The 19,915-nt window shown below is 72.2% G+C and carries 18 protein-coding genes; 9 read left to right on the forward strand and 9 right to left on the reverse strand.

Annotated elements, in window-relative coordinates; all coding sequences use genetic code 11:
• Nucleotides 1-4 precede the first annotated feature (4 nt).
• Both E5N76_RS16450 and E5N76_RS16455 read right to left on the reverse strand, forming a co-directional pair.
• The gene (locus tag E5N76_RS16450) at nucleotides 5-3,187 is read right to left on the reverse strand and encodes an efflux RND transporter permease subunit (protein WP_149538404.1); all 3,183 of its coding nucleotides are present in this window, start codon (nucleotides 3,185-3,187) and stop codon (nucleotides 5-7) included.
• A 23-nt stretch (nucleotides 3,188-3,210) separates the two neighbouring features.
• A complete protein-coding gene (locus E5N76_RS16455; RefSeq protein ID WP_235907734.1) occupies nucleotides 3,211-4,398 on the reverse strand; it encodes an efflux RND transporter periplasmic adaptor subunit in 1,188 nt (395 codons plus the stop codon).
• 136 nt (nucleotides 4,399-4,534) lie between these two features.
• On the opposite strand from E5N76_RS16455, the gene E5N76_RS16460 reads away from it, so the two are divergent.
• From E5N76_RS16460 to E5N76_RS16470, 3 genes are all read left to right on the forward strand, one after another.
• Nucleotides 4,535-5,140, forward strand: a complete 606-nt coding sequence (locus E5N76_RS16460; RefSeq protein WP_149538405.1) for a TetR/AcrR family transcriptional regulator — start codon at nucleotides 4,535-4,537, stop codon at nucleotides 5,138-5,140.
• Between the two features lie 101 nt (nucleotides 5,141-5,241).
• On the forward strand, nucleotides 5,242-5,904 hold the full coding sequence (gene tsaB / locus E5N76_RS16465; protein ID WP_149538406.1) for a tRNA (adenosine(37)-N6)-threonylcarbamoyltransferase complex dimerization subunit type 1 TsaB: 663 nt from the start codon (nucleotides 5,242-5,244) through the stop codon (nucleotides 5,902-5,904).
• The gene (locus E5N76_RS16470) at nucleotides 5,901-6,344 is read left to right on the forward strand and encodes a GNAT family N-acetyltransferase (protein ID WP_149538407.1); all 444 of its coding nucleotides are present in this window, start codon (nucleotides 5,901-5,903) and stop codon (nucleotides 6,342-6,344) included. The genes tsaB and E5N76_RS16470 overlap by 4 nt, the downstream gene beginning before the upstream one ends.
• A 16-nt stretch (nucleotides 6,345-6,360) precedes the next feature.
• Here the strand turns inward: E5N76_RS16470 and E5N76_RS31390 are convergent, their stop codons facing one another.
• Entirely contained in the window at nucleotides 6,361-6,546 is a 186-nt protein-coding gene (locus E5N76_RS31390; protein WP_235907735.1) for a sulfurtransferase TusA family protein, read from the reverse strand.
• Nucleotides 6,547-6,706: 160 nt separating this feature from the next.
• On the opposite strand from E5N76_RS31390, the gene E5N76_RS16480 reads away from it, so the two are divergent.
• The 4 genes from E5N76_RS16480 (at nucleotide 6,707) to E5N76_RS16495 (ending at nucleotide 9,669) form a co-directional block, all read left to right on the forward strand.
• Complete coding sequence (locus tag E5N76_RS16480) at nucleotides 6,707-7,180, forward strand: Ros/MucR family transcriptional regulator (protein ID WP_149538409.1); 474 nt, start codon at nucleotides 6,707-6,709, stop codon at nucleotides 7,178-7,180.
• Nucleotides 7,181-7,563: 383 nt separating this feature from the next.
• Nucleotides 7,564-8,049 carry a Fur family transcriptional regulator gene (locus E5N76_RS16485; RefSeq protein ID WP_149538410.1) on the forward strand — a complete coding sequence of 162 codons (486 nt, stop codon included), beginning with the start codon at nucleotides 7,564-7,566 and terminating at the stop codon, nucleotides 8,047-8,049.
• The gene (locus E5N76_RS16490) at nucleotides 8,046-8,882 is read left to right on the forward strand and encodes a GNAT family N-acetyltransferase (protein ID WP_149538411.1); all 837 of its coding nucleotides are present in this window, start codon (nucleotides 8,046-8,048) and stop codon (nucleotides 8,880-8,882) included. Before E5N76_RS16485 ends, E5N76_RS16490 begins: the two co-directional genes overlap by 4 nt.
• A gap of 526 nt (nucleotides 8,883-9,408) precedes the next feature.
• Entirely contained in the window at nucleotides 9,409-9,669 is a 261-nt protein-coding gene (locus tag E5N76_RS16495) for a hypothetical protein (protein WP_149538412.1), read from the forward strand.
• Nucleotides 9,670-9,691: 22 nt separating this feature from the next.
• Here the strand turns inward: E5N76_RS16495 and E5N76_RS16500 are convergent, their stop codons facing one another.
• Nucleotides 9,692-10,798, reverse strand: coding sequence for an aldo/keto reductase (locus E5N76_RS16500; RefSeq protein ID WP_235907736.1), 1,107 nt, complete (start codon nucleotides 10,796-10,798; stop codon nucleotides 9,692-9,694).
• A 183-nt stretch (nucleotides 10,799-10,981) separates the two neighbouring features.
• Here E5N76_RS16500 and E5N76_RS16505 point away from each other — a divergent pair, with 183 nt between their 5' ends.
• Nucleotides 10,982-11,857 (forward strand): AraC family transcriptional regulator, encoded by an 876-nt coding sequence (locus E5N76_RS16505; RefSeq protein ID WP_149538413.1) that lies wholly within the window; start codon nucleotides 10,982-10,984, stop codon nucleotides 11,855-11,857.
• A gap of 29 nt (nucleotides 11,858-11,886) precedes the next feature.
• Here the strand turns inward: E5N76_RS16505 and E5N76_RS16510 are convergent, their stop codons facing one another.
• The 5 genes from E5N76_RS16510 to E5N76_RS16530 form a co-directional block, all read right to left on the reverse strand.
• Nucleotides 11,887-14,187, reverse strand: coding sequence for an LPS-assembly protein LptD (locus E5N76_RS16510; RefSeq protein ID WP_149538414.1), 2,301 nt, complete (start codon nucleotides 14,185-14,187; stop codon nucleotides 11,887-11,889).
• Entirely contained in the window at nucleotides 14,184-15,308 is a 1,125-nt protein-coding gene (gene lptG, locus E5N76_RS16515; RefSeq protein ID WP_149538415.1) for an LPS export ABC transporter permease LptG, read from the reverse strand. Before lptG ends, E5N76_RS16510 begins: the two co-directional genes overlap by 4 nt.
• Nucleotides 15,305-16,471 carry an LPS export ABC transporter permease LptF gene (lptF, locus tag E5N76_RS16520; RefSeq protein WP_149538416.1) on the reverse strand — a complete coding sequence of 389 codons (1,167 nt, stop codon included), beginning with the start codon at nucleotides 16,469-16,471 and terminating at the stop codon, nucleotides 15,305-15,307. Before lptF ends, lptG begins: the two co-directional genes overlap by 4 nt.
• A 410-nt stretch (nucleotides 16,472-16,881) precedes the next feature.
• A complete protein-coding gene (locus E5N76_RS16525) occupies nucleotides 16,882-17,448 on the reverse strand; it encodes a Uma2 family endonuclease (protein WP_149538417.1) in 567 nt (188 codons plus the stop codon).
• A 251-nt stretch (nucleotides 17,449-17,699) separates the two neighbouring features.
• Nucleotides 17,700-19,127, reverse strand: coding sequence for an FAD-binding oxidoreductase (locus tag E5N76_RS16530; protein WP_149538418.1), 1,428 nt, complete (start codon nucleotides 19,125-19,127; stop codon nucleotides 17,700-17,702).
• A 418-nt stretch (nucleotides 19,128-19,545) separates the two neighbouring features.
• On the opposite strand from E5N76_RS16530, the gene E5N76_RS16540 reads away from it, so the two are divergent.
• Nucleotides 19,546-19,902, forward strand: coding sequence for a DUF2946 family protein (locus E5N76_RS16540; protein WP_207792001.1), 357 nt, complete (start codon nucleotides 19,546-19,548; stop codon nucleotides 19,900-19,902).
• Nucleotides 19,903-19,915: the final 13 nt, after the last annotated feature.

The following is a 19,915-nucleotide window of genomic DNA, read 5'->3' on the forward strand; positions in this document are numbered from 1 at the left end:
ACCGTCAATGCGCCGGATGCGGTGCCGCCCCGTGCTGCGCCTCGGCCTTCTGCTTCCGCGCCATGGCCCGCGCCAGCACGTAGAACACCGGCGTGAAGAGCAGCCCGAACGCCGTCACCCCCAGCATGCCGGCGAACACCGCCGTGCCGAGGCTCTGCCGCATTTCCGCACCGGCCCCGGTGGCGACCGCCAGCGGCAGCACGCCCAGGATGAAGGCCAGCGAGGTCATCAGGATCGGCCGCAGCCGCGTCCGTGCCGCCGCCGCCGCCGCCTCCCAGCGCGTCATCCCCGCCGCCTCCGCCGCGCGGGCGAATTCGACGATGAGGATGGCGTTCTTCGCCGCCAGGCCGACCAGCACGACCAGCCCGACCTGGACCAGCACGTTGTTGTCCAGCCCCCGCCACAGCACGCCGGCCAGCGCGGCGAGGACGGACATCGGCGCGATCAGCACCACCGCCAGCGGCAGCAGCCAGCTTTCGTAGAGGGCCGCCAGCAGCAGGAAGACGAAGACCACGGCCAGCCCGAAGGCGATGGGCGCGGTATTGCCCTGCTGCGTCTCCTGCAGCGCGATCTCCGTCCATTCATAGCCGAAGCCGTCCGGCAGCCGCTCCGCCAGCAGCTTCTGCATGGCGGCGATGGCCTGGCCGGTGGAGACGCCCGGCTTCGCCGCGCCCTGGATCTCCGCCGCGGGGTAGAGGTTGTAGCGCGGCACCCGATAGGGCGCGGTGTCGTCGCGGAACTCCGCCAGCGCGCCGATCGGCACCATCTCGCCATCGTCGTTGCGCGTGCGCAGCAGCGCCACGTCGCGCGGAGTGCGGCGCTGGTCTTCCTCGGCCTGGGCGGTGACGCGGTAGGTGCGGCCGAGGATGTTGAAGTCGTTCACGAAGATCGACCCGAGATAGTAGGAGAGCGTCTCCGAGACGCGGGCCAGCGGCACGCCCAGCACCTCCGCCTTGGTCCGGTCCACCTCGGCCCGCAGCGTGGGCGTGGAGGTGTTGAACAGGGTGAAGGCCATGGCGATTTCCGGCAGCCCGTTGGCGGCGGCGACGATCTCGCCCGTCGCCTGTTCCAGCGCCCGCGCGCCCTGGCCGGTGCGGTCCTGGACGTACAGCTTGAAGCCGCCGCCGGTGCCGATGCCAGGCACGGAAGGCGGCGGGATGACGAGGGCCAGCGCCTCCCGCTCCGCCCCCAGCCGCGCCTGCACCTCGCCGATCAGGGCGGGGTAGGAGATGCCGTGGGCGACGCGGTCCTCGAAGGGCTGCAGGCCGAGGAAGATCACGCCGGTATTCGGCGCGTTGGTGAAGGTGGCGCCGTCGAAGCCGACGAAGGCCACGGCGTCCTTCACCCCCGGGATCTGCAGCACGGTCTCCGAGGCGCGGCGGATCACCGCATCCGTCCGGGCCAGCGAGGCGCCCGGGGGAAGCTGGAAGGCGGCGATCAGGTAGCCGCGGTCGAGCGGCGGGATCAGGCCGGTCGGCGTGCTCTGCACGGTGTGCCCGGTCAGCCCCAGCAGCCCGGCATAGAGCAGCAGCAGCAGGACGGAGAGCCGCACCAGCCGCCGAGTCAGGGCGCCATAGCCGAGCGACAGCGCCTCGAACAGCCGGTTGAAGCCGCGGAAGAACAGGCCGAAGGGCGCGAAGAGCCAGCGCCACGGCTTGCCCAACTCGCCATGGGCGTGCGGCTTCAGCAGCAGCGCGGCCAGGGCCGGGGAGAGGGTCAGCGAGACCAGCGCCGACAGCAGGGTGGCGACGGCGATGGTGGCGGCGAATTGCCGGTAGAAGGCGCCGGCAATGCCCTCGATGAAGGCCGTCGGCACGAAGACGGCGCAGAGCACCAAGGCGATGGCGATCAGCGCGAAGCCGACCTCATCCATGGTGCGCTCCGCCGCCTCCCGCGCAGGCATGCCCTCGGCCAGATGGCGCTCCACATTCTCCACCACCACGATGGCGTCGTCCACGACGATGCCGATGGCGAGGATCAGGCCGAACATGGAGAGCGTGTTCAGCGAAAGCCCCATCGCTCCCATGAAGGCGAAGGTGCCGATGATGGAGACGGGAATGGCAAGCAGCGGGATGATCGCCGCGCGCCAGGATTGCAGGAAGAGGATGACCACCAGCACCACCAGCGCCACCGCCTCGGCGAAGGTGTGGGTGACGGCCTCCATGCTCTGGGCGATGAAGCGCGTCGGGTCATAGACCACGCTGTAGGTGAGGCCGGAGGGGAAGCTGTGCGCCAGCTCCGCCATGGTGCTGCGCACCGCGTCGGCGGTGGCAAGCGCGTTGGAGCCCGGGCGCTGGTAGATGACGATGGCGGTCGCCACCTTGTTGTTCAGCAGGGCATTCACCGTGTAGTCCTGGCTGCCCAGCTCCACCCGCGCCACATCCTTCACCCGCAGCGGCGCGCCGCCGGTGCCGGTGGTGATGACGATCTCGCCGAATTGCTCCGGCGTGATCAGCCGCCCCAGCGCCTGCACGTTGAGCTGGAAGGCCTGGCCGGTGTTGTCCGCGGTCGGCGGCTGGTTCAGCCCGCCGGCCGCTACCTGCAGATTCGCACGGCGCAGGGCCGCCACCACCTCGCCTGGCGTCAGGCCGCGGGCGGCGACGCGCGCCGGGTCCAGCCAGATGCGCATGGCGTAGTCGCGCGCGCCGAAGACCTGCGCATCGCCCACGCCATCCAGCCGGGCCAGCCGGTCCCGCACGTTGATGGTGGCGTAGTTCGAGATGTACTGCTGGTCGCGGCTGTCATCCGGCGACAGCATGTGCACGACCATCAGCAGGTCGGGCGACGCCTTGCGGACAACGATGCCGAGGCGCTGCACCTCCTCCGGCAGCCGGGGCAGGGCGACGGCGGTGCGGTTCTGCACCAGCACCTGCGCCTGGTCCACATCCGTGCCCTGGCGGAAGACGACGTTGATCGTCAGCTTGCCGTCGCCCGTGGCCTGGGAGGAGAGGTAGAGCATGTTGTCGACGCCGTTGATCTCCTGCTCCAGCGGCGTCGCCACCGTCTCCGAGATCACCTGGGCGGAGGCGCCCGGATAGGTCGCGGTGACGGTGACGGTGGGAGGCGCGATCTCCGGATACTCGCTGATCGGCAGCCGGAAGCCGGCGATGGCGCCGATCAGGGTAATGGCGATCGAGATCACCGCGGCGAAGACCGGCCGGGCGATGAAGAAGCGGGCGAGGCGCATGGCGGCTCTCCTTCAGCCCGCGCTCAGCGGGATTCGGCGAGCTGGGAGGCATCGCCGATGCGCCCCAGCTCCGCCGTCACCCGGGCGCCCGGCCGGGCGCGGTGCAGCCCGGCGATGATGACGCGGTCCTCCGGCGCCAACCCGCTGCGGACCAGCCGCAACCCGTCGATGACCGGGCCGAGCACGACCGGCTTCGGCACCACCGTGCCGTCCGCCGTCACGGTCAGCACCATGCGGCTGGCCTGGTCCGCGGCGATGGCGGCATCCGGCACCAGCAGCGCCTCCGCCTCGCCGGCCCAGAGGCGGAGCCGGGCGAAGCTGCCCGGCGTCAGGAACAAATCCGGGTTGGGCAGCACCGCACGGGCGCGGACCGTGCCGCTGCGGGCGTCGAGCGCCGTATCCAGGAAGTCGATGCGGCCCTTGTGGTCGAAGCTCGTCTCATCCACCAGGCGGAGCTGCACCGGGGTGTTGCCCGGCTCACGGTCCGGCCGCCGGGCGCCGCTCTGGGTCTGCCTGGCGAGGCGGAGATAGTCCACCTCGCTCATGTCGAAGCGGGCATAGATCGGGTCGAGCGTCAGGATGGTGGTCAGCAGGGTGGTGTTGGCCTGGACCAGATTGCCGGCATCGACCCGGCGGTCGGAGACGCGGCCGGCATTGGGCGCGCGCACCTCGGTCCAGCTCAGCTCCAGCTCCGCATTGCGCTGGGCGGCACGGGCGGCGTCCAGCGCCGCCACCGCATCGCGCTGCGCGGCGCGGCGGGAGTCGAGCTGGGCCTCCGGCGCGAAGCGGTTGCGCACCAGGGGGATGGTCCGCTCGATCTCCTGGTTGGCGAGGTCGAGCTTCGCCTCGGCGCGGGCCACCTCGGCACGGGCGGCTTCCAGGGCGATCTCGAAGGGCCGGCGGTCGATGGTGAAGAGCAGGTCGCCGGCGCGGACGAGCTGGCCGTCGCGGAAATTTACCTTGTCCACCTGGCCGGAGACGCGCGGGCGCAGCTCCACCCGGGCGAAGGGTTCCAGGCGGGCGATGTGCTCGTCCCATTCCGTGATGTTGCGGTGCAGCGGCTGGGCGACGGTGACGGCAGGCGGGGCGGACGGCGCCTGGGCGGCGGCCAGCATGGGGCTGAGGGCCAGGGCGAAGGCCAGCGGGGCCAGGGCCTTGCCGAGCCTTCGGCCCAGGGTCCGATCCCGGGACTTGCGCGGAAGGGTGGGCATTGCTTATCTCCAGGGCCGGATGATACCGACCGGTTCGTCTCATTGATACGAACCGGTCAGTCTCTTTGCAAGAGGGACCAGCGCTTGTTCCGCGTATGGTCCCCAATGGACCGAGCCGAAAGCCAGGAGGTGCGCCGTGACCGAGGACCGCAAACCCACCACCCGCGAGAAGCGCAACGCGGCGGAAAGGGTGCGGGAAGCCGCCAGGGATCTGTTCTACCGCCAGGGCATCCATGCCACGGGGGTGGAGGAGCTATGCCGCGTTGCCGGCACCACCAAGATGGGGCTGTACCGCAGCTTCCCCTCCAAGGACGCGCTGGTGGAGGCCTTGCTGGAGGAGCAGTGCGAGTCGGGCGAGGCGCTCTATGCCGAGACCATGGCGCTACCCGATCCGCGGCAGCGGCCCTGGCATTACGTGGAACAGGCGGCGGCGCTGCTGCGCAGTCCGGGCTTCCGTGCCTGCCCCATGGCGATCGTCACGGTGGAGTTTCCGGACCCCGACCATGCGGTGCGGAAGCTGATCGACGGCTACCGGCAGGTGAAGCGGGACCGGCTGCGGAAGATGTGCGCGGAGGCCGGGGCGCCGGAGGCGCTGGGCGATACGCTGCTGCTGCTGCTGGAGGGCGCCTTCACCTCCGCCGCCTATCTGGGCAACGAAGCCGCGGCGGAATCGCTGGAACAGGCGGCGAGGGCGCTGCTGACGGAGGCCTATGGCCCGCGGGAAGGCGCTCCCGCAGCTTGAACCCGCTTGTTTGGGACCTGCGGGCGGGGTCCGGGGGGAAGCTCTTCCCCCCGGTGGGGGTTTGGGGGCAAAGCCCCGATCGCAGCCTTTGGATTGCCGCCATGCCGCCCGTCTGGATTCTCGCCCTGGATGCCTCCCTGGCCCGCTGCTCCGCCGCGGTGGTCGCCGATGGCGTGACCCGGGCGGAGCGCCTGGCGGAGGGCGACCGCGGCCACGCCGCGCTGCTGCCCCCTATGGTGGAGGCCGTGCTGGCCGAGGCCGGCATCCCGGCCGCGGCGCTGTCCGCCGTGGCGGCGGTGGTCGGCCCCGGCGGCTTCACCGGGCTGCGCGCCGCCCTGGCCCTGGCGGAGGGCGTCGCCCTGGCCGCCGGCTGCCCCGGCATCGGCGTGACGACCGGGGAGGCGTTGGCCGCCGCCCTGCCTCCTGCCCTGCGCGAGAGCCATGAGGCGTGGAGCGCCATCGACACCAGACGTGGTCGGGTGGTGCTGGAACGCTTCCCCCCGGGCGCCGCGGCGGCCGCCGGCCCCGCCGAGACCCTGGCGCCGGACGCCCTGCCGCCGCCGCCGCCCCGGCTGCTGCTGCTGGGCGATGCCGCCGCGGCCCTGGCGCCGCTGCTGCCGGGCGCCCGGCTGGTGCCGGAGGCCCGGCTGCCCCAGGCCGCGGCCGCCGCCCGCGTCGCCGCGCTGCGCCTCGCCGGCCGCCTGCCCTCGCTGCCGCTCCGCCCGCTCTATGCCGAGCCGCCGGCGGTGCGGCTGCCAGGATGAGCCCCGCCCTGGCCGGGCCGGAGGCGGCGCCGGCCCTGGCCGCGCTGCACCGCCTCGCCTTCCCGCCGGCGGAGGCCTGGGGCGCCGATGCGCTGCGGCTGATGCTGGAAATGCCCGGCGCCTTCGCCCTGCACCTGCCGGGGGAGGGCTTCATCCTGGCCCGCGCGGCGGGCGGGGAGGCGGAGATCCTCACCCTGGCGGTGGCGCCCGCCGCCCGCCGCCGGGGCTGCGGCGCCGCGCTGCTGGGCGCCGCGCTGGGCCTGGCCGCCGGGGCGGCGGCGATGTTCCTGGAAGTGGCGGAAAGCAATCCGGCGGCCCGGGCCCTCTATGCCGCCGCCGGCTTCGTCGAGGTGGGCCGCCGCCGGCGCTACTATGCGGATGGCGGGGATGCGCTGGTGCTGCGCCGCGCCCTGCCGGCTTCTGCCTGCAACATACTGTAGAACAAGGCGCCGCGGATTATTTTTTCCGCAACAGTAATAGTATGTCGCCCTCCGGCGTCTCGACCTCGGCCAGTACCGCATGGCCCTGTTCGGTCGCGGTACGCGGTATATTCCGGCGCGGTTCTTCGCCGCGCAGGCGGAGCAGCAGCGTTTCCCCGCTCGCCATGCGGTCCAGCGCAAGCCGGGTGCGGACGAAGGTCATCGGGCAAGTCTCGGCGGTGATATCGAGCTGGCGATCCCCGGTGATTTCTTGACCCTGAAGGTATGTCACCCCATTTACCCCCGCGAATCGACAAGCCGCATTGCGAAACGGCCAGCGAACGCAGTATAGCTCCAAGGCCTGGAACAGGAAGACATGCCAGATGGCTGAAGAATCCCCCGCTGCCGACCTCCTCGGACTGACCGCAGAAATCGTGGCCGCGCATGTCTCGAACAACCCGGTGTCGCTGGCCGATCTGCCGAACCTCATCCAGGAAGTGTATCGGACCCTGGCCTCGGTCGGGCAGCCGGTGGCCAAGCCGCAGCCGGAGCGGCCGCAGCCTGCCGTTCCTGTGAAGAAATCGATCACGCCGGAATATCTGGTGTGCCTGGAGGACGGCAAGAAGCTGAAGATGCTGAAACGGCATCTGCAGACCTCCTACAACCTCACCCCCGACCAGTACCGGGAGCGCTGGGGCCTGCCGCCGGACTACCCGATGGTGGCGCCGAATTACGCCAAGCATCGCTCCTCGCTCGCCAAGAAGATTGGCCTCGGCACCAAGCCGCGCGGCCGCCCGGCCCGCGGGGCGCGGCGCGACGCCGCCCCGCCGCCCGCCACCGCCAAGGCGGCCGGCTGAGCCCCGGAGCCGCATCGCCCTCGCCTTGCGGCAGCGGGTGGCTGGGACGCCGGGGCAGGGTTGGCCGGGAGGGGCAGGGGCGGCGGCGGACCAGGCCCGTCCGAGCGGCCCGCCCGGAAGGCCCGTCCAGGCGGCCAGCCGGCGCGCCGGTGGCGGCGCCCTCCGCCGGAACTGCCCGGAGCCGCCCCGCTTGACCCACCCCGCTTGACCCCCGGGCCGCCCGGCCGCTAACCCGGGCCGCCTCGTCCCGCATCGGCGATGGTGGCGACGCAGCCGCGGCGCTATGGTCGCGATCCCAGGCAGGCCACCCTCGGGCGGCCACCCATTCGAACCCCCCGCCGGCAGCCTGCTGCCCGGGCCATGAAGGCTAGATCACCGCGCGCATGCACACGCCCAGCCTCACCGAGGACCAGGGGATCTCCCGCATCGAAAGGCTGTGCATCGAGCGCGGCCTGAAGATGACGGGACAGCGCCGGCTGATTGCGCGCGTGCTCTCGGAAAGCAGCGACCACCCGGATGTGGAGGAGCTCTACCGCCGCGCCATCGCCCGGGACGATCGCATCTCCATCGCCACCGTCTACCGCACCGTCCGGCTGCTGGAGGAGAAGGGCATCCTCGAGCGCCGCGATTTCGGCGGCGGGCGCGCCCGCTACGACCAGGCCGATCGCGGCCACCACTACCACCTGATCGATGTCGACACCGGCAAGGTGATCGAATTCGCCGATGAGCGGCTGGAAGCCCTGCTCGGCCAGATCGCCGGCGATCTCGGCTTCCGGCTGGAGGATACCAGGCTGGAACTCTTCGGCCGGCGGCCGGCCACCGCCCCGCCCCCTGCCCGCCCTCGCGGCAAGCCGCAGCGCCAGGAATGAGCGGGGCTGAGGCGGGCGCCGGCTTCGGGGAATTGCGGGCCGGCCATCTCGGCGTCCGCATCGCCGAAACCCCGGCCGAGATCGACGCCGCCCAGGCGCTGCGCTACCGCGTTTTCTACGAGGAGATGGGCGCCCAGGCGGATGCCGCCACCACGGCCTCCCGCCGCGACCGGGACGAATTCGACGCCGTCGCCGACCACCTGCTGGTCATCGACCATGAGCGGGGCGAGGGCGCCGATGCCGTGGTCGGCACCTACCGGCTGATCCGCCGCTCCGCCGCCGCCCGGCTCGGCCGCTTCTACACCGCCAGCGAATTCGACATCGGCAAGCTGCTGGCCCTGCCGGGGGAGATCCTCGAGCTCGGCCGGTCCTGCGTCGATGCCGAGAACCGCACGCGCGGCACGCTGCAGCTCCTCTGGCGCGGCATCGCCGCCTATGTCTTCCGCCACAATGTGGACCTGATGTTCGGCTGCGCCAGCCTGCACGGCACGGATCTGGACGCGCTGGCGCCGGTGCTGACCTATCTGCACGCCCACCACCTGGCGCCGGAGCCGCTGCGGCCGCGCGCCCTGCCGCAGCGCTATGTGGACATGGCGCGGCTGGATCCGGCGCAGCTCGACCTGCGGGCGGTGCAGAACGAGCTGCCGCCGCTGGTGAAGGGGTATCTGCGGCTCGGCGGCTTCGTCGGGGACGGGGCGGTGCTGGACGAGCCCTTCAACACCACGGATATCTGCGTCGTGGTGAAGACGGCGCTGATCACGGACAAGTACCACAAGCACTATGAAAGGCGGCTGGGCCGGGGCGAGGGCCTGGGGAAGCCGGAAGAGCTCTAGAGCATTTTCAAGTCCGGCGGATCGCCGGACGACGCGGAAAATGCGACCGGACAAAGGGCTGGAGCGGGTTCGACTAGCGCAGGCGAGGCGAAGCCGCTCTGGAGCGTGATCGGTTGCGGTCGACTCGACCCAAACCGCTAATCACGCAGCCGAGCAATGCGCGACTGGGCGAAGCTCAGCCGATCCTGCTCCGGGAAAGGACGTCGCCCCCCGGTTCAGGTCCGTAGCTGCGACGCCCGCGCCGGGACGCCCATCGGGAGACCGGGGCGGTCCAGGCCCGGCGGGGGCGGCGGCCCTGCCGCCAACGGGCAGCCCCCTGGCGGGGCCAGGGCGGAGCCCCCCCCCCCGTGTTGCATTGCAGCATCCGCGGCGCCAGACTGCCGCCACAGCTTGCCCCGAGGGAGCCGCAATCGCGGCGCAGCAAGCCAATCGACGACAAGGCCGCACCCCAGGCCGGAAGGCATCGCCGCCGCGATGCCCGCCGCCATGGGTTCGGTCGTTTCCAGGACTGATGGAGAGCGTGGTGATGGCGAAATTGCAGGTGGTCCAGACGCGGGAATATCGCCTGCACCGGCTGGAAGTGGTGGATAACGGCAAGGCCGGCTTCAGCGTCACCATCGTCCCGCCGCCCAATCGCGGCCAGCCGCGGGAAGTGACGCGCGACGCGCTGGTGGTGACGCTGGCCGATGCGCTGAACCGCGCCAAGGCGGAGATCGACGCGGTGATGGGGCCGAAGCCGCCGCCGCGCATCCGTCCCGGCGGCCGCCCTCCCCAGCGGCTGGGCTGAGCCGGCGCGGGCCGGGGCCGGTTCAGCCGGACCGTGCGCGCAGCCCGGACTGGGCGCGGGCGATGACGCCGGGGTAGCGCTTATCCGGATACCAGGGCATGCGCTCCACCGCATCGAAGCCGGGAATCCCCTCCATGTGGCGCAGCATGCGGGCGCGCATGTCACGGTCCGGCATCGGCCCCTGCATGGCGGCCACATTCTCCGCCGCATGCGCCGGGTTGGCGGTGGCCGGCAGGGCGCAGGTCACCGCGGGGTGGGAAATGACCCATTTCAGGAAATACTGCGCCCAGCTCCGCACGCCGATCTCCGGCGCGAAATCCGGCAGCGGCCGCCCCTCCACCAGCTTGGTCAGCCTGGCCTTTTCCAGCGGCATGGCGACCAGCACGCCGATCCCCTGCGCCGCGGCGGCGGGCAGCACCCGCTCCTCTGCCTGGCGGGAGAAGATGGAATAGCGGAGCTGGATGAAGTCCACGGCGCCGCGCTCCGCCAGCGCGGCCAGCACCGGGAAATAGGCGTAGTCGTGATGCGTGGCCCCGGTGAAGCGCACCAGCCCCTCACGCTTCCAGGCCGCCATCAGCGGCAGGGCGATGTCGATGTTGACCAGGTTGTGGCACTGCAGCACATCGATCTGCGACCGCCAGCTCCGCGCCAGCGAGGTCTCCAGGCTGCGCCGCGCATGGCTGTCATCCGCCAGGAACTCGCCGGTGGACCACAGCTTGTTCGTCAGGAACATGCGGCCGTTGATGTCGAGGGCGGTGGCGAAGGCGCCGGCATTCACCTCGCCCATGCCATAGAGCGGCGAGGTGTCCACCACCCGCGCGCCGCCGTCCCAATAGGTGCGCATCACCTCCTGCAGATGGCCGCGCGGTGCCCCCGGGATGAGGTCGAAGGTGAGGAAGGTGCCGAGGCCGATCGCCGGCACGCTGTCCTGGGTGCGCGGGATGTTGCGGGTCAGCAGCCCGGCGCGTGGCGCGGCCGGCGCCGGTGCCGCGCCGGGTGCCTGGGCCTGGGCCTGGGCCGGCACCGCGCCGGCCGGCAGCATCCCGGCACCGCCGAGCCCGAGCCCGGCGCCCAACAGGCGCCGGCGGGTTGCCTCCGGCGCCGTCGCGCCGTGATCGGTTTGCATCATCTCCAATCCCTCCTTCGCCGCCGTCCCGGCGGCCCCGCGGGACCTCGGCCGGTTCCGCGGCAGGTAGGGGGTCGGCCGCGGCACGGCGCGCGCGATCCTGCGGCGGCAGGCGCGATCCTGACCTTTTCCCGCCCGTGGCCTTGCTGCCCCCGCCGGCGGCGCCATATCCCCGGCCGAGCCGCCATGGACGCGATCGCCGCCGCCCCCGCCCTCCGCCGCGTGGAACCGCTCTGCCGGGACTGGCGCAGCGCGAGCTGGCGGGATGGCAGCTTCGACACCGCCCGCCGCGACCTCACCGCCGCGGTGGAGGGGATCATCCGGCTGCCGCATCCGCTGGTCCTGGTGACGCTGCGTGGCGGCGCGGAGCGGCTGGAGGTGCGGAGCGAGTGCGGCCACCGCTATGCCGGGCCGGACCGGCCCGGCGCCGTCTCCTTCATCCCCGCCCATGCCACGCGGCAGCTCCGCTTCACCTCGGTACGCGCGGAATGGGCCTCCCTCGCCTTGCATCCCGCGGCCTTCGAGGGCTTCGGCCAGCCCGCCTGCGGCGCCTTCACCAATGCCGAGGATCCGTTCCTGGCGGCGCTGATCGGCGGCTTCGCCCGCCGGCTGACGGCGGACGGCCTGCTGGATCCGCTCTGGTGCGAGGCGATGGGCCGGGCGGCCGCCGCGCATCTCGCCGCCCGCCATGGCCCGGCCCGCGCCCTGCCGCGCGCCCATCGGCTCGCGCCCTGGCAGCTTCGCCGCATCGCCGAGCATGTGGAAGCCCGGCTGGCCGAGCCGCTGCGCATCGCCGAACTGGCCGCCCTGCTCGGCCTCTCGGCCGGGTATTTCCACCGCGCCTTCCGCGCCACGACGGGGCAGACGCCGCTGGCCTTCATCACCGAGGCGAGGCTGCGAAGGGCGCAGGCGATTCTCGCGGCCGAACGGCCCGGCATCGTCGCCCTGGCGGCCCGGGTGGGCTTCGCCAGCCCGGGGCATTTCGCCCGCCTCTACCGGGCGCATACCGGCCTGCCCCCAGGGGCCGCCCGGCGGCGTGACGCGCCGTCCGGCCCCGGCTGACCGCCGCCGCCGCGCCTCCGCCCCCCCGGCTACAACGCCCGGAAGTAGTAGTCGCCGATCGTCTTCAGCCCGATCCGCAGCAGCACCACCGTGTTCGACGGGTAGGTGGTGTCGGTCGCCGGGTCCTGGGCGAAGCGCTTCAGGAAGCGGCCTTCGAGGATGAAGCACTCATCCTCGTAGCCGACGCTGCCGGACACCACCGCGAAGCGCCCGATGCCGAGGTCGTAGCGCCCCGTGACCGCCGCCCGCCAGTATTCGCCGAGCCGCGCGCTGACGCCGGCCGAGACCTCGTCGCGCGAGCGCAACGGCGCCAGGTAGGCGACCGGCGGGGCGTAGAGATAGCCGGCCGAAAGGCTGACCGGGCCGAGGTCGAGCGTCGCCGTGGTGTCCGCCAGCCGGCGCTGCGTCCAGCGCTCGCCATCGGTGCGGACGCGGCCCAGCACCTCGAACCAGCTCGTCGGCGCCACGCGCAGCCGGGCGACGTAGTCGGAGCCGCGGCGGTCGAGGCCGGAGCCCGGATAGGGGCTGGAGATGTCGTCGTCGAGGCGGAAGGAGCGGCCGACCAGCGCCTCCACCTGGCCGCCATTGGGGAAGTCCCAGGCGGCGCGGATGGCGGTGTCCACCCGCGTCCCGCCTTCCTGCCGGTCCCGCCCGGTATAGCGGTTCAGGGCGAAGAGGTTGGCGTCGGTGAACTCGAAATCGACGCTGTCCTCGTTCGGGATGCGCCGCTGCGCCCCCATGCGCGGGCCGGTGACGAGCTGCACCCGCGGCTCGATGGTCTGGCTGCCCCAATTGCCGGCGGAGCGGACGAAGGGCATGCGCCAATCCACCGCAGCGCGGATATTGCCGACGGTGTTGTTGCCGTTGGCGTCCGGCAGGAGGGTCGGGCTCTCCTGCTGGCCGCGGGCGCGGTAGCCGAGCAGGTCGCCCTGCAGCTTGAAGGTCCAGAGCCCGCCGAGCTCGTCCACCTCCGGCCGGTTCCAGGAAACCCTGGTGGCCAGGCGCTGGCTGAGGCTGCCGACCTCCCGGTAGATGCCGAGGGCGCTGACATCGGCGGTGAGGAAGCCGCCCGCCACCCGTTCCCGCGGCGCCATCTCGTAGTAGAGGTTCGGCAGCACATAGGGCACCTGGCGGGTATCGTCCGAGGTGCGCAGCCCCTGATAGGCGCGGACATCGAAGCGGGCATAGCCGGTGGTGTCCCAGAAGCCCTCGGTATAGGCCTGGCTGGTCAGCACCCGCTGGTACAGGTAGCGGAAGGTGCGGAGATAGATCTCGCTGCTCGCCCGGTTCAGATCGAAGCCGGCGCGCCAATGCTCGTCCAGCGCAAAGCGGCCCTTCAGGAAGATATGGCCGGCCAGCTCTTCCTTCCCGTCATTGTCCTTGCCGGAGAGGCCGCCGATGGAGGCGCTGCCGGTGATCTCCCCGGAATTGAACATCCGGCGGTATTCCAGCCCGACATTGGGATATTGCCGGGCGGAGAACATCGGGGTGATCAGCAGGTCCTGGGTGTCGTCGATGGCCCAGAAATAGGGCAGGCCGATATAGGCGCCGAGGAAGCGGGTGATGCCGGTGGAGGGGAAGAGGAAGCCGGAGGCGCGCGGCAGCCCCGGCTCCGGATGCGAGAGATAGGGGGTGTAGAGCAGCGGCACGCCAAAGAAGCGCACCGTGGCGTCGCGATAGGTGATGCGGTGCGAATCGCGGTCCTGGATCGCCCGCCGCGCCTGCACCTGCCAGAGCGGCGGGGCGGTCGGGTCGTCCTCGCAGAGGTCGCAGCTCGAATAGACCACCCGCCCCAGCTCGTTCACCGTGCCGCCGGTGCGGCGGGCGCCGTTCGCCGCCATGCGGGCATTGGCGGCGAGCAGGGCGCGGACGCCGGTCAGCACGCCGTCGCGGAAGCGGTCCTTCAGCTCGGCCGTGTCGGCGAAGAGCACGGTGCCGTCGGCTTCGAGGAGCTGGACGTTGCCGCGGGCGGTGGCGATGCCGGTGTTGCGGTCATAGGTGAATTCATCGGCGCGCAGGATGCGCTCGCCCTGCCAGGCCTCCACCCGGCCGCGGGCGGTGACGACGCCGCGCTCCCGGTCATACTCCACCTCCTCGGCGGTGAAGGTGACCGGGGCGTTGCTGTCCTCCGGCGATTCCTCCCCGCCCACGCGGCCGGGGCGGCGGGGCTGCGCCGGGGCGGGCGCCGGCCCGGTCAGCGGCGCCGGGTCGCGCGGGGTGAGGGAGGGCGCGTCGAGCTGCGCCCGGGCCTCGCGCGGCAGCAGCAGGAACAGGCAGGGCAGAAGGAAGCCGGCCAGCGCCGCCGCCACACCAGGCGTCCTCGAGATCATCCATCCTCCAGATGCAGCAGCAAAGCGAGGGCAAGCAGCAGCCCGGCCATGGTAGGCGCCCAGGCGGCCAGTTGCACAGGGAGCGTGCCGGCCTCCCCGAACTCGCCGCTGATCCGGTCCAGCACGAAGAGGGCGAAGCCGGCCGCGACCCCGGCCCCGATCATCTGCGCCGTGCCGCCGCGGCGGGAGGAGCGCATGGAGAAGCCGGCCGAAAGCAGCGCCATGGCGGTGGCGAGCACCGGCAGGGCGAGGAGCGACTGGAAGTAGAGCCGGTGCCGCACTGCCGAGAACCCCGCCTGTTCCAGGATGGCGATGAAGCCCGGCAGGGCCCAGAAGCTCAGCGTGTCCGGGGAGGCGAAGCTGTCCTCGATGCGGTTCGGCGTCAGGTCGGTGGGGAAGCTCAGCTCCTGCGGCGGGCCGGCGCTGTGGTCCGGGCGGAAGGTCACGGCTTCCTCCAGGATCCAGCGGCCGGGCAGCAGCCGGGCGCGCGGCGCCTCGATCCGCGCCAGGGGCCGGTCCTGGGCGGAGAGGCGCCAGAGGCTGACGTCATTCATCGCGAAGGCGGCGCCCCTGGCGGCGCCGCGTTCCGCGACCGGCCGGCCGGAGAGGATCGCCACCCCCTGCGGCTCCAGCCCCCGATCCGCCTGGCGCAGCCAGAGCCGGCCGCCGGCGATGGCCGTGATGCCGGCCTGGGCGCGGAGATAGGCGTAGTCCAGCCGTTCCGCCCGGGCGAGCATGGCGGAGGAGAGGGGCGAGACGGCCAGCGTTCCGAGCAGGCCGAAGCCGAGCGCCACCAGCATGGGGCCGGAGAGGAAGCCCCAGGCGGAAATCCCCGCCGCCCGCGCCACGATCAGCTCCGAGGAGCGGGTGAGGCGCCAGAAGGCGAGCAAGCCCCCCAGCAGGATGGCGAAGGGCAGGATCTGCAGCGCGACGAAGGGCAGGCGGAGCCCGGCGATCTGCGCCACCAGGGCGAAGCCCGCCTCCGGCCGGTTGGCGGCGCGGCGCAGCAGCTCGATGAAATCGAACAGGGCGACCAGCAGGGTGAGGCCGGCCAGCATGGCGAGGCTGGCCGAGAGAAAGCGCCGTGCGACGTAGAAGCTGAGGGTGGCGGCCGGCATCAGGCGGCATCCGCCGCCGGCGGGCGCGGGCGGGGCCGCGGCAGGCCGGGCAGGCCGGCGATGGTCCAGGTCGCCGCCAGCCCGGGCAGCACGGTGACCAGCCAGAGCAGCGGGATCATCGCGTTCTGCCGCGCCGCCAGATTGCCGGCGATGAGCCCGGCGGCCAGCAGCACCACCACCACGGCGATGCCGGTGAAGAGGCGGAACCCGCCGCCATGCCGGCGGAACTGGCCGGTCAGCGCCGTCGCCAGGGCGACCAGGCAGAAGGAGAGGGTGTTGAGCGGGTCCGCCAGCCGCCGATGCGCTTCCGCCTTGAAGCGGCGCAGGTCGCGTTCCGGGACGTTGTCCGCCGGATCCGGGTGCAGCAGCTCATCCAGCGTGCGTTCCTGGGCGTTGCGGTAGCGGCTGTCGCCCTCCCCCCGCGTGGTGCGGGCCAGGTCCACGCTGTTCTCGCTGAAGGAGAGGACGGAGAGGCGGGTGGTGGGCGGGGTGCCGGGGGGGCTGCCGGGGGGCGGCGGCACACGCTCCACCTGCTGGCGCTGGCCGTTCTCCAGCGTCACGCGCGGGCCGGAGGGGGTGGGGGTGATGCGCCCGGCCTCCGCCAGGATAGTGACGGGGGCGCCGCGCTCCCGCGCATCATGCACCAGGATGCCGCGCAGCGTGCCGTCCTTGTCCCGGTAGCGGGCATAGACGGTGAGGTCGTCCCCCACCGAGCTGAACACGCCTTCCTGCACCAGGATGGCGGCGAGCTGGTTGCGGATCTCGAACTGCCAGGCGCGGAAGGCAGCCTGGGTGGCCGGCACCAGGTCCAGGTTCAGCCAGTAGCAGAGCCCGACCGTCAGCGCGGCCAGGCTGAGGGCGGGGCGGGAGAGGCGCCATTGCGAAAGCCCGGCGGCCCGCATCACCACCAGCTCCCGGTCCGCGACCAGGCGGACATAGACGAAGAGCGTCACGACGAAGGTGGTGATGGGCAGGATGACGGCGAAGAAGCTGGGCAGCAGCAGCCCGGTGAGCTCGATGAAGACGAGGAAGGAGAGGCCGCGGTCCAGCACCAGCTCGATGAACCGCAGCGACTGGGTAAGCCAGACCAGCGCCGCCAGCCCGATGGTGACGGCGAGCAGCGCGAGGGCGAGCTGGCGGAAGATGTAGAGGTCGAGTCGGGTCATGGGGCTGGCGGGCGGCACCCTAGAGCATTTTCAGGTCCGGCGGAATCGCCGGACGACCCCGAAAATGCGACCGAACAAAGGGCTAGAGCGAGGTGAAACCACTCCAGTGTCCTGCCCGCGAAGTTCGCTGGATTTCAGCGAACGCAGCGGACACGCAGGCCACTGAAACAAAGCTGGCGGCCCGAGAACGAAGTCCGCAGGATTTCAGAATCGGGACACTAGCGGCGGGCAGGGGCGGGCGGAAGGCTTGGGTTGGGGGGCGAGGGAAAACACGGGAGTAAGAATGGCGGCCTTTGCCTCCTGACCTCCGGCCGGGAGCCGCCCCCGTTGGCGGCGGCGTTGCCAGGCCCCGCCGGGAGGGAGGCTTCCCCACGGACCCCGTGAGTCTGCGGGTTGAGCCGGCGGAGCAGCTACTCGGCGGCGGGAAAGAAATCCGCGACCGGAAGGGTCAGGCCGGGCGGGTCCAGGATGAGCTCGCCCTGGCTCAGCAGCCGCGTGGCGATGCCGCCGGCCGCGCCCCTGCTATGGTGGACCACCAGCCGCGCCTTGGTCACCACCACCAGGTAGTGCCGGACGCTCGGGAGGCGGAAGTAATCCCCAAGCTTCTCCGTGCTGTCGATGCGGGAGGAGGAGGGGGAGACCACCTCCACCAGGATGAGCGGATCGGGCGCCACCAGCAGGTCGGGCGGCAGGGGCGCGCCGCAACGGACCATGGCGTCGGGCTCATAGACCGTGCCGGCATCCACCCGCACCGCCATGCCATCCACCAGCGCCTCGCAGGCCAGGCCGGCCGCGCGGATGGCATCGTCCAGGGCGCGGAAGACCAGCCCTTTCGTCCGGGCATGGATGTAGCGCTCCGGCGCCATGGCGATCACCCGGCCGCCGGCCAGCTCCGCCCGCACCTCATGCTCCTCGGCCCAGGCGAGGAATTCCTCGGCGGTCATCATCTCCGGCACGGGCTGGGGCAGGGCGTTCATGGCGCCAATATAGGGTGGCGCCCGGTCCGGGCGCATCGGAAACGGGCGGGAAATGGGATTTATCCTATCCACCCATAAGATGTCCCATCTGCCACGCGTAGCACCGGCGATGCGCGCATGGCGGTGCGGTCTGGGGCACCAATGCCACGCCAGCGCCGCCGCGTGGCTGGAGCGGTCTCACCGCTTCGCGTCCTGCCGGTCCGGCTCCCACCGGGCCCATGACCTTGGGGGTAACGCCGCGGCGACCAGGCCTAGGGCAGCACCTTCCCCGGATTCATCAACCCCAGCGGATCGATCGCCGCCTTCACCCGGCGCATCACGTCGAGCTCCGCCCCGCCGCGCCAGCTCTCCATCATGTCCGTCTTCAGCCGCCCGATCCCGTGCTCGGCGGAGAAGCTGCCGCCCAGCTCGCGGACGATCTCGTTCACCGTATCCATGATGTCATGGCTGCGGGCCAGGAATTCGGCGGCAGCCATCCCCGGCGGCTGCTGCAGGTTCATATGGATGTTGCCATCGCCGAGATGGCCGAAGGGCACCGGCCGGCTGCCCGGGATCAGCGCCTTCAGCGCCGCGGAGCTGTGCTGGATCAGCTCCGGCGTCCGGCTGACGGGCACGGAGACGTCGTTCTTCACGCTCGCCCCCTCGCGCTTCTGCGCCTCCGGATGCTCCTCCCGGATGCGCCACAGCGCCGCCCGCTGTGCCTCGCTCTCGGCAATGGTGGCGTCCAGCACCTCGCCCGCCTCCAGCGCCTCCTCCAGCACCGCCTCCATCAGGGGGCGCAGCCCCGCATCCGGGCGGGAGGAGGCGAGATCGACCAGCACGTAATGCGCCCCACCGGTCAGCGGCACCGCGCCGCCCTCGATCTGGGTGCGGTACAGCTCGACCCCCGTGCCGGACATGTATTCGAAGGCGCGCACCGCCGTCTCGTCGCGGTCCCGCACCCGGCGGAACAGCGCCAGCGCCGCGTCCTCGTCCCGCACGATGCAGAGCGCCACCTCGCTTTCCCGCGGCCGCGGGAACAGCCGCAGCACGGCGGCGGTGATGAAGCCCAGCGTCCCCTCCGCGCCGACGAAGAGGTGGCGCAGCGCATAGCCGGTATTGTCCTTCCGCAGCCGGCGCAGCCCGTGCCAGATCTGCCCGTCCGGCAGCACCACCTCCAGCCCCAGCATCAATTCGCGGGCATTGCCGTAGCGGACGGTGGTGTTGCCGCCGGCATTGGTCGAGAGCACGCCGCCGATCGTCGCCGTCCCCTCGGCGCCGAGGGAGAGGGGGAAGAGGCAGCCTGCCTCCGCCGCCGCATCCTGGGCGGCCTTCAGCACCACGCCCGCCTCGGCGGTCATGGTCATGTCCAGCGGATCGATGTCCCGCACCCGGTTCAGCCGGGCCAGGGAGACGACGATCTGCCGCCCGCCCTCATCCGGCACGCCGCCGCCGACCATGGAGGTATTGCCGCCCTGCGGCACCAGCGGCGCGCCGGCGGCAGCGCAGAGTTTTACGGCCTCGGCCAGTTCCTGGGTGCTGGCAGGGCGTAGCACGCAGGGGGTCTTGCCGTGGTACAGGGCGCGCCAGTCCGCGAGGTGCGGTTCGAGGTCGGCGGCCTCGGTCAGGATGCCGCGCGGGCCGAGCAGGGCGGCCAGGCGCTCGAGCAGGGGGGTCGGCAGGGGCTGGTCGTCGGGCATGGCGGGACACTCCCCCTTCCTTGGGCGCCGGTCAATTTCCGCCGCCGAAGCCGGGGCCTGTCAAAGGCTCCGCGCCGCAGCCAGCGGGTCTTTTCCGCGCCGGCAGCGTCCATGGCCTTGCCGCTGCAGCCGGCCTCGGTCGCGGCGACGTCCTGGCCCGGCGGCAAGATCCTTCGCCGCTCCGCGGCCGGGACCTCCTGAGACGGCTCCCAGGGCCGTTCGGCCGGGCTCGCCGGCGGCTCTCCTGCCCTGGCGAGGATGACGCCCGGGCAGCCTATCCCCCGGCCGGGCGGGGGGAGTGCCGGCCACGGCCCGGGAATGGCGGACTCGCCCATCCCCCGCACGGGCGGAAGCAGCCGGGCGCAGGCCCGCCGCAGGGGCGGTGACAAGGGCGTGTCTTTGCGGCATGCATCGCCGCATGTCCCGCCGCGCCCTGCGCCTTGGCCCGCATCTCGCGCTGCTGCTCGCGCTGCAGTGGGGCATGGCCTTCGCGCATTGCCTGAACGCGCTGGGCGGGCATGGGACGGCGGTGGAGATCTGCACCGTCGATGGCATCCGCACCCTGCATCTGGGCGCGGATGGCCAGCCGGAAGCCCCGGCGCAGCACGATAGCTGCCCGGTCTGCCCCGGCGTACCGGCGCTGGAGCCGGCGCCGCCGATCCTGCCGGTGCTGCCCATCGCCTATGTCCGGGCGCCGCCGCCGCGCCTGGCCGGGCTGCCGCCCGCCCCGGCCCGCGCCCCGCCGCAGCAGCCGCGCGCCCCGCCCCTCGCCTGACGCCCACCTCGCC

The sequence above is a fragment of the Siccirubricoccus phaeus genome, assembly GCF_008360935.1.
Classification (GTDB): domain Bacteria; phylum Pseudomonadota; class Alphaproteobacteria; order Acetobacterales; family Acetobacteraceae; genus Siccirubricoccus; species Siccirubricoccus phaeus.

Coding starts and splice junctions, on each gene's coding strand:
- E5N76_RS16450 (WP_149538404.1), bottom strand. CDS start 3,187: ATGCGCCTCGCCCGCTTCTTCATCGCCCGGCCGGTCTTCGCCGCGGTG.
- E5N76_RS16455 (WP_235907734.1), bottom strand. CDS start 4,398: ATGCCCACCCTTCCGCGCAAGTCCCGGGATCGGACCCTGGGCCGAAGG.
- tsaB (WP_149538406.1), top strand. CDS start 5,242: ATGCCGCCCGTCTGGATTCTCGCCCTGGATGCCTCCCTGGCCCGCTGC.
- E5N76_RS16470 (WP_149538407.1), top strand. CDS start 5,901: ATGAGCCCCGCCCTGGCCGGGCCGGAGGCGGCGCCGGCCCTGGCCGCG.
- E5N76_RS31390 (WP_235907735.1), bottom strand. CDS start 6,546: ATGACCTTCGTCCGCACCCGGCTTGCGCTGGACCGCATGGCGAGCGGG.
- E5N76_RS16480 (WP_149538409.1), top strand. CDS start 6,707: ATGGCTGAAGAATCCCCCGCTGCCGACCTCCTCGGACTGACCGCAGAA.
- E5N76_RS16485 (WP_149538410.1), top strand. CDS start 7,564: ATGCACACGCCCAGCCTCACCGAGGACCAGGGGATCTCCCGCATCGAA.
- E5N76_RS16490 (WP_149538411.1), top strand. CDS start 8,046: ATGAGCGGGGCTGAGGCGGGCGCCGGCTTCGGGGAATTGCGGGCCGGC.
- E5N76_RS16495 (WP_149538412.1), top strand. CDS start 9,409: ATGGCGAAATTGCAGGTGGTCCAGACGCGGGAATATCGCCTGCACCGG.
- E5N76_RS16500 (WP_235907736.1), bottom strand. CDS start 10,798: ATGATGCAAACCGATCACGGCGCGACGGCGCCGGAGGCAACCCGCCGG.
- E5N76_RS16505 (WP_149538413.1), top strand. CDS start 10,982: ATGGACGCGATCGCCGCCGCCCCCGCCCTCCGCCGCGTGGAACCGCTC.
- E5N76_RS16510 (WP_149538414.1), bottom strand. CDS start 14,187: ATGATCTCGAGGACGCCTGGTGTGGCGGCGGCGCTGGCCGGCTTCCTT.
- lptF (WP_149538416.1), bottom strand. CDS start 16,471: ATGACCCGACTCGACCTCTACATCTTCCGCCAGCTCGCCCTCGCGCTG.
- E5N76_RS16525 (WP_149538417.1), bottom strand. CDS start 17,448: ATGAACGCCCTGCCCCAGCCCGTGCCGGAGATGATGACCGCCGAGGAA.
- E5N76_RS16530 (WP_149538418.1), bottom strand. CDS start 19,127: ATGCCCGACGACCAGCCCCTGCCGACCCCCCTGCTCGAGCGCCTGGCC.
- E5N76_RS16540 (WP_207792001.1), top strand. CDS start 19,546: ATGTCCCGCCGCGCCCTGCGCCTTGGCCCGCATCTCGCGCTGCTGCTC.